4 protein-coding genes and 2 pseudogenes are annotated in these 5,717 nt (G+C 74.9%); all 6 read right to left on the minus strand.

All coding sequences use genetic code 11. The annotated features are described in order from the left end of the window. Positions 1-403, minus strand: a pseudogene (locus AB0K09_RS28985) (hypothetical protein); the annotation flags it as partial. 216 nt (positions 404-619) lie between these two features. After that, positions 620-1,417: a type III pantothenate kinase gene (locus tag AB0K09_RS28990; protein WP_366068378.1), complete on the minus strand. Its 798-nt coding sequence runs from the start codon at positions 1,415-1,417 to the stop codon at positions 620-622. Further along, positions 1,417-2,403 carry a carboxylating nicotinate-nucleotide diphosphorylase gene (nadC, locus tag AB0K09_RS28995; protein ID WP_366068381.1) on the minus strand — a complete coding sequence of 329 codons (987 nt, stop codon included), beginning with the start codon at positions 2,401-2,403 and terminating at the stop codon, positions 1,417-1,419. The genes AB0K09_RS28990 and nadC overlap by 1 nt, the downstream gene beginning before the upstream one ends. A gap of 12 nt (positions 2,404-2,415) precedes the next feature. Then, a pseudogene (locus AB0K09_RS29000) lies at positions 2,416-4,077 on the minus strand (L-aspartate oxidase); the annotation flags it as partial. Continuing rightward, positions 4,074-4,970 carry a pantoate--beta-alanine ligase gene (panC, locus tag AB0K09_RS29005; protein ID WP_366068379.1) on the minus strand — a complete coding sequence of 299 codons (897 nt, stop codon included), beginning with the start codon at positions 4,968-4,970 and terminating at the stop codon, positions 4,074-4,076. The pseudogene AB0K09_RS29000 and the gene panC, both read right to left, overlap by 4 nt. Then, positions 4,967-5,717 (minus strand): DUF2520 domain-containing protein (locus tag AB0K09_RS29010; RefSeq protein ID WP_366068380.1); only part of this gene is annotated, 751 nt, incomplete at its 5' end. The genes AB0K09_RS29010 and panC, both read right to left, overlap by 4 nt.

Here is a 5,717-nt window from a genome sequence, read left to right on the forward strand (position 1 = left end):
GTTCGGAGCGGCGCAGCAGGGCCCGGCGGCGGCTGCCTTCCGCCGGGCCGCAGGGCAGCACGCACAGCGAGCGCAACGCGGCGAGGTCCTCGGGAACGGGCTGATAGCCGGCCGCGAGCGCGTCCTGGAGCCGGTCGAGGTAGCCGGCGGCCGCGCCCGGCAGGGCGGAGCGGTAGCGGACGAGCTCGTCGAGGAGGAAGGCGCGCAGCCTGCCTCCCTCGCGGGCCGCCTCGTCCACCGCTTCGGCGAGCCGGAGGCATTCGCGCACCTCCTCGTCCCGCTCGGCGCTGGGCTGCCGGGGCACGGAATGGGGCTGAAGTGCGATGGCGAGGGCACGGCGCAGCACGCGCAGCTCGTCCGCGCTGAACGCCATCCCGCCGCGGGATCCATAGGGCGTGGGCATGGCCCGACTTTAAGGTGCCAATCGGACAAATTCCGGTTAGTGCAACTTTTCGGGCGTGGCACGGGTGCCCTCCGCCTCCGGCGCGGATGGGCGGTGGGCGGGACCTTCCGGGCTCCCCCGGGCCTGCCCGGCGGATCTTCGCCGGGGCTGCGGCCCGGTGCGAACACCGCCGGGCCACCGTGGCGAGGGTCCGGCGGCATGCGCGCCGGACGGGCCCTAGGCCCGGGCCACGTTGCGTTCGTAGACCAGGCGGAGGCCGATGAGGGTCAGCCACGGCTCGTGCTCGTCGATGACCGTGGCCTCGCCCAGGACGAGCGGGGCCAGGCCACCCGTGGCGATCACGGTGACGTCGTCGGGGTCGTCGGCGAGCTCGCGGGCCATGCGGTTGACGACGCCGTCGACCTGGCCGGCGAAGCCGTAGAGGATGCCGGACTGCATGGCCTCGACGGTGCTCTTGCCGATGACGTTGCGCGGCCGGGCGAGCTCGATCTTGCGGAGCTGGGCGCCGCGGACGCCCAGCGCGTCGACGGAGATCTCGATGCCGGGCGCGATGGCACCGCCGGCGTACTCGCCGCGCGCGCTCACCGCGTCGAACGTGGTGGCCGTGCCGAAGTCGACGACGATGCACGGGCCGCCGTACAGCTCGACGGCGGCGACCGCGTTGATGATGCGGTCGGCGCCGACCTCCTTCGGGTTGTCCATCAGGATCGGCACGCCGGTCTTCACGCCCGGCTCGACGAGGACGGCCGGCACGTCGCCGTAGTGGCGGCGGGTCATCTCGCGCAGCTCGTGCAGGACGGAGGGCACGGTGGAGCAGATGGAGATGCCCTCGATGCCCTCGCCCAGCTCGTCGCCGAGCAGCGGGTGCCGGCCCATCAGGCCCTGGAAGAGCACCGAGAGTTCGTCGGCGGTGCGCCGGGCGTCGGTCGAGATGCGCCAGTGCTCGACGATGTCGTCGCCGTCGAACAGACCGAGGACGGTGTGGCTGTTGCCGACGTCGATGGTGAGCAGCATCAGGGGGTCTCCTCACGCAGGTCCAGGCCGATGTCCAGGATCGGCGAGGAGTGGGTGAGCGCGCCGACGGCCAGGTAGTCGACCCCGGTCTCGGCGTACGCGCGGGCGTTGGCCAGCGTCAGCCGGCCCGAGGACTCCAGCTTGGCGCGGCCGGCGACGAGCTCGACGGCCTCGCGGGTCTGCTCCGGCGTGAAGTTGTCGAGCAGGATGAGGTCCGCGCCCTCGGCGAGCACGGGCGGGATCTGGTCGAGCCGGTCCACCTCGACCTCGATCGGCACGTCCGGGAACTCCTCCCGTACGGCCTTGAACGCCTCGGCGACGCCACCGGCCGCGATGACGTGGTTGTCCTTGATGAGGGCCGCGTCCGACAGCGACATGCGGTGGTTGACGCCACCGCCGCAGCGCACCGCGTACTTCTCCAGGGCGCGCAGGCCGACGGTGGTCTTGCGGGTGTCGCGGACGGCCGCGCCGGTGCCCTCCAGGGCGTCGGCCCAGGCGCGGGTGGCGGTGGCGATGCCCGACAGGCGGCACAGCAGGTTGAGCGCGCTGCGCTCGCCCGTGAGCAGGTCGCGGGTGCGGGTGCGGACGGTCAGCAGCTTCTGGCCGGCCGTGACGCGGTCGCCGTCCTCGGCGTGCCGCTCGACCTCGAACTCCTCGGTGCAGACGACCGACAGGACCGCCTCGGCGATGCGCAGGCCGGCGACGGTACCGGCCTCGCGGGCGGTGAAGTCGGCGACGGCCACGGCGTCCGCGGGGACGGTCGCGTAGGTGGTGACGTCCTTGCCACCGTCGAGGTCCTCCTCGATGGCCACGTGCGCGAGGTCCTCGATGTGCAGCGGGTCCAGCCCGGCCTCGGCCAGCAGCCGGGCGAGGTCCGGGTCGAGCCCGCACTCGAAGGCGTCGGCGTCGCCGCACGCGCAGCCGGCGCCGCAGACGGCGTCCTCGGCGGCGAGCGGGAGTTCGTTCGGGGTGTTGTCGCTGCTCACGCGGTTCTCCTCGGGGAATGCGGCCGTCTCGGTCGTGGAGACCGCGAGGGTGCGGTCCGGGTTGAGCGCCACCAGCTGGTGGCGGCGCCAGGCGGTGTCGTCGCGGTCGGGGAAGTCCTCGCGCCAGTGGCAGCCGCGGGTCTCCTCGCGGCGGAGGGCGGCGGTGACGAGCACCTGGGCGACGAGCAGGAGGTTGGTGGTCTCCCAGGCGTCCGTGCCGGGTTCCGTGGCCGGGTCGCCCTGGATGGCGTGCAGGCGCGCCGCGGCCTCCTCCAGGCTCTGCCTGCTGCGCAGGACGCTGGCGCCGAGCGTCATGATGCGCTGGATCGTGGGGCGGGCCTCGGGGTGGACGAGGGGCGCCGGCGGCTGCGGCGCCGTCGTGGCGGAGGTTTCTGCCACGCCTCCGTCCGTCACCCCGGACGCGGGGCCGGTGGCCGCGATGTCGGCCGCTATGCGTTCCGCGAAGACCAGGCCCTCCAGGAGCGAGTTCGACGCCAGCCGGTTCGCGCCGTGCACGCCCGTGCAGGCGACCTCGCCGCAGGCGTAGAGGCCCGGCACGGTCGTGCGGCCGTGCAGGTCGGTGCGGACGCCGCCGGAGGCGTAGTGGGCCGCCGGGGCGACCGGGATCAGGCCGGTGACCGGGTCGATGCCGTGCGCCCGGCACGCGGCGAGGATGGTCGGGAAGCGGTGCTCCCACATCTCGGCGCCGAAGTGCCGCGCGTCCAGGTACATGTGCTCCGCGGAGAGCTCCCGCATGCGCCGCAGGATGCCCTTGGCCACGATGTCGCGCGGGGCGAGCTCGGCGAGCTCGTGCGCGCCCACCATGAAGCGGTGCCCGTCCGCGTCCACGAGGTACGCGCCCTCGCCGCGCACCGCCTCGGAGACCAGCGGCTGCTGGCCCTCCGCGCCGGGGCCGAGCCACAGGACCGTCGGGTGGAACTGGACGAACTCCAGGTCGGAGACCTCCGCGCCGGCCCGCAGGGCGAGGGCGACGCCGTCGCCCGTGGAGACGGCCGGGTTGGTGGTGGCGGAGAAGACCTGGCCCATGCCGCCGGTGGCGAGCACCACGGACCGGGCCCGGACGGCGCCGACGCCGTCGTGCTGCCCCTCCCCCATGACGTGCAGCGTGACGCCGGCCGCGCGGCCCTCGGCGTCCTTGAGCAGGTCGAGGACGAGCGCGTGCTCGACGGTGCGGATGCCGGCCTCGCGCACGGCCTCGACCAGGGCCCGGGAGATCTCGGCGCCGGTCGCGTCGCCGCCCGCGTGGGCGATGCGGCGCCGGTGGTGACCGCCCTCGCGGGTCAGCAGGATCTCGCCGGTGATCTCGTCGGTGTCGAAGCGCGCGCCGGTGGCGATGAGGCGGCGCACGGCGTCGGGGCCCTCGGTGACGAGCGCCCGCACCGCCTCCTCGGAGCACAGGCCGGCGCCGGCGACGAGGGTGTCGTCCAGGTGCTGCCCGGGGGTGTCGCCGTCGCCGAGGGCGGCCGCGATGCCGCCCTGGGCCCAGCGCGTGGAGCCGGCGTCCAGCCGGGCCTTGGTGACGACGACGACCTCGGCGCCGGCGGCGGCGCAGCGCAGCGCGACGGTGAGCCCGGCCACGCCGGAACCGATGACGACGACGTCGGCGTCGACCGCCCAGCCGGGGCGGGGGGCGTGCAGGCGTATGCCGGTCATCGTTCGGCTCCGAACTCCGGGACGTCCGACCGCGAGCCGTCGAACTCCAGCGGGATGTTGTCGATGAGACGCGTCGTGCCGACCTTGGCGGCGACGGCCAGGACGGCCTCGCCGGTGTGGTCGTCGCCCACCTCGGTGAAGTCGGCGGGGTCCATCAGCGCCAGGTAGTCGAGGACGACCGGCGGGTCCAGGCGGCCGGCCTCGTCGAGGATGACGTGCGCGGCGTGCCGGACGGCCGCCGGGCCGAGCTCGACGACGTTGTGGGCGGCGAGCAGGGCGCGGGAGAGCTCCAGCGCCGAGGTGCGCTCGGCGGCGGACAGATAGCGGTTGCGGCTGGAGAGCGCGAGGCCGTCGGGCTCGCGCACGGTCGGCACGGCGACGATCTCGACGGGGAAGTTCAGGTCGCGCGCCATGCGGCGGATCAGCGCGAGCTGCTGGGCGTCCTTCTGCCCGAACAGCGCGACGTCCGGCTGGGTGAGGTGCAGCAGCTTGGCGACGACGGTGAGGACGCCGTCGAAGTGACCGGGACGGGAAGCCCCCTCCAGGCGCTCGCCCATGGGCCCGGCGCTGACGCGGACCTGCGGCTCGCCGCCGGGGTAGACCTCGTCGACGGACGGGGCGAAGACGGCGTCGGCACCGGCCTTCGCGGCGATCTCCAGGTCCGCGTCCAGGGTGCGCGGGTAGCGGTCGAGGTCCTCGCCGGCGCCGAACTGGAGCGGGTTGACGAAGACGGTGACAACGACCTGGCCGTCCGGACCGGCCAGCTCGCGGGCGGCGCGGACCAGGGTGGCGTGCCCCTCGTGCAGGGCGCCCATGGTCATCACCACCGCGCGCCGGCCGGCGCGCGGGAGCGCGTGCAGCTCCTGAGCGGTGCGGGTGAGCTGGATGGTCACTTCTCGCCTCCGTCCGCGAGGACGCCGAGCAGGTCCTCCGCAAGTTCCGGCTTGAGCAGTCCGTGCGCGAGGGCACGGTCCGCGGTGGTTCGGGCCATGGCCAGGTATCCGGCGAGGGCCTGCGGGGCGTGCGCGCGCAGCTGGGCGACGTGCGCCGCGACGGTCCCGGCGTCGCCGCGCGCGACCGGCCCGGTGAGCGCGGCGTCACCGCTGCGCAGGGCGTTGTCGAGGGCCGCGCCGAGGAGCGGGCCGAGCATCCGGCCGGGGTTGTCGACACCGGCGGTGCGCAGCAGCTCCATGCTCTGGGCGACCAGGGTGACCAGGTGGTTCGCGCCCATGGCGAGGGCCGCGTGGTAGAGCGGCCGGGCGGCCTCCTCGATCCACTCCGGCTCGCCGCCCATCTCGATGACCAGGGCCTCCGCCGCGAGCCGCAGCTCCTCGGGCGCGGTCACCCCGAAGGAGCAGCCGGCCAGCCGCTGCACGTCGACGGAGGTGCCCGTGAAGGTCATGGCGGGGTGCAGCGCGAGCGGCAGGGCCCCGGCGCGGGTGGCCGGGCCGAGGACGGCGGTGCCGTGCCGGCCGGAGGTGTGCACCAGCAGCTGCCCCGGGCGCACGGCGCCGGTCTCGGCCAGTCCCGCGACCAGCCCCGGCAGGACGTCGTCGGGCACGGTCAGCAGCACCAGCTCGGCGCGCGCGAACACCTCGGCGGGCGTCATCAGCGGCACGTCCGGCAGCAGCGCGGCCGCG

It is taken from the genome of Streptomyces sp. NPDC049577 (assembly GCF_040675635.1).
Taxonomy (GTDB): Bacteria; Actinomycetota; Actinomycetes; order Streptomycetales; family Streptomycetaceae; genus Streptomyces.

Bases quoted from the DNA above. Each gene is read 5' to 3' on its own strand.
- AB0K09_RS28990 (WP_366068378.1), bottom strand. From the start codon at position 1,417: ATGCTGCTCACCATCGACGTCGGCAACAGCCACACCGTCCTCGGTCTG.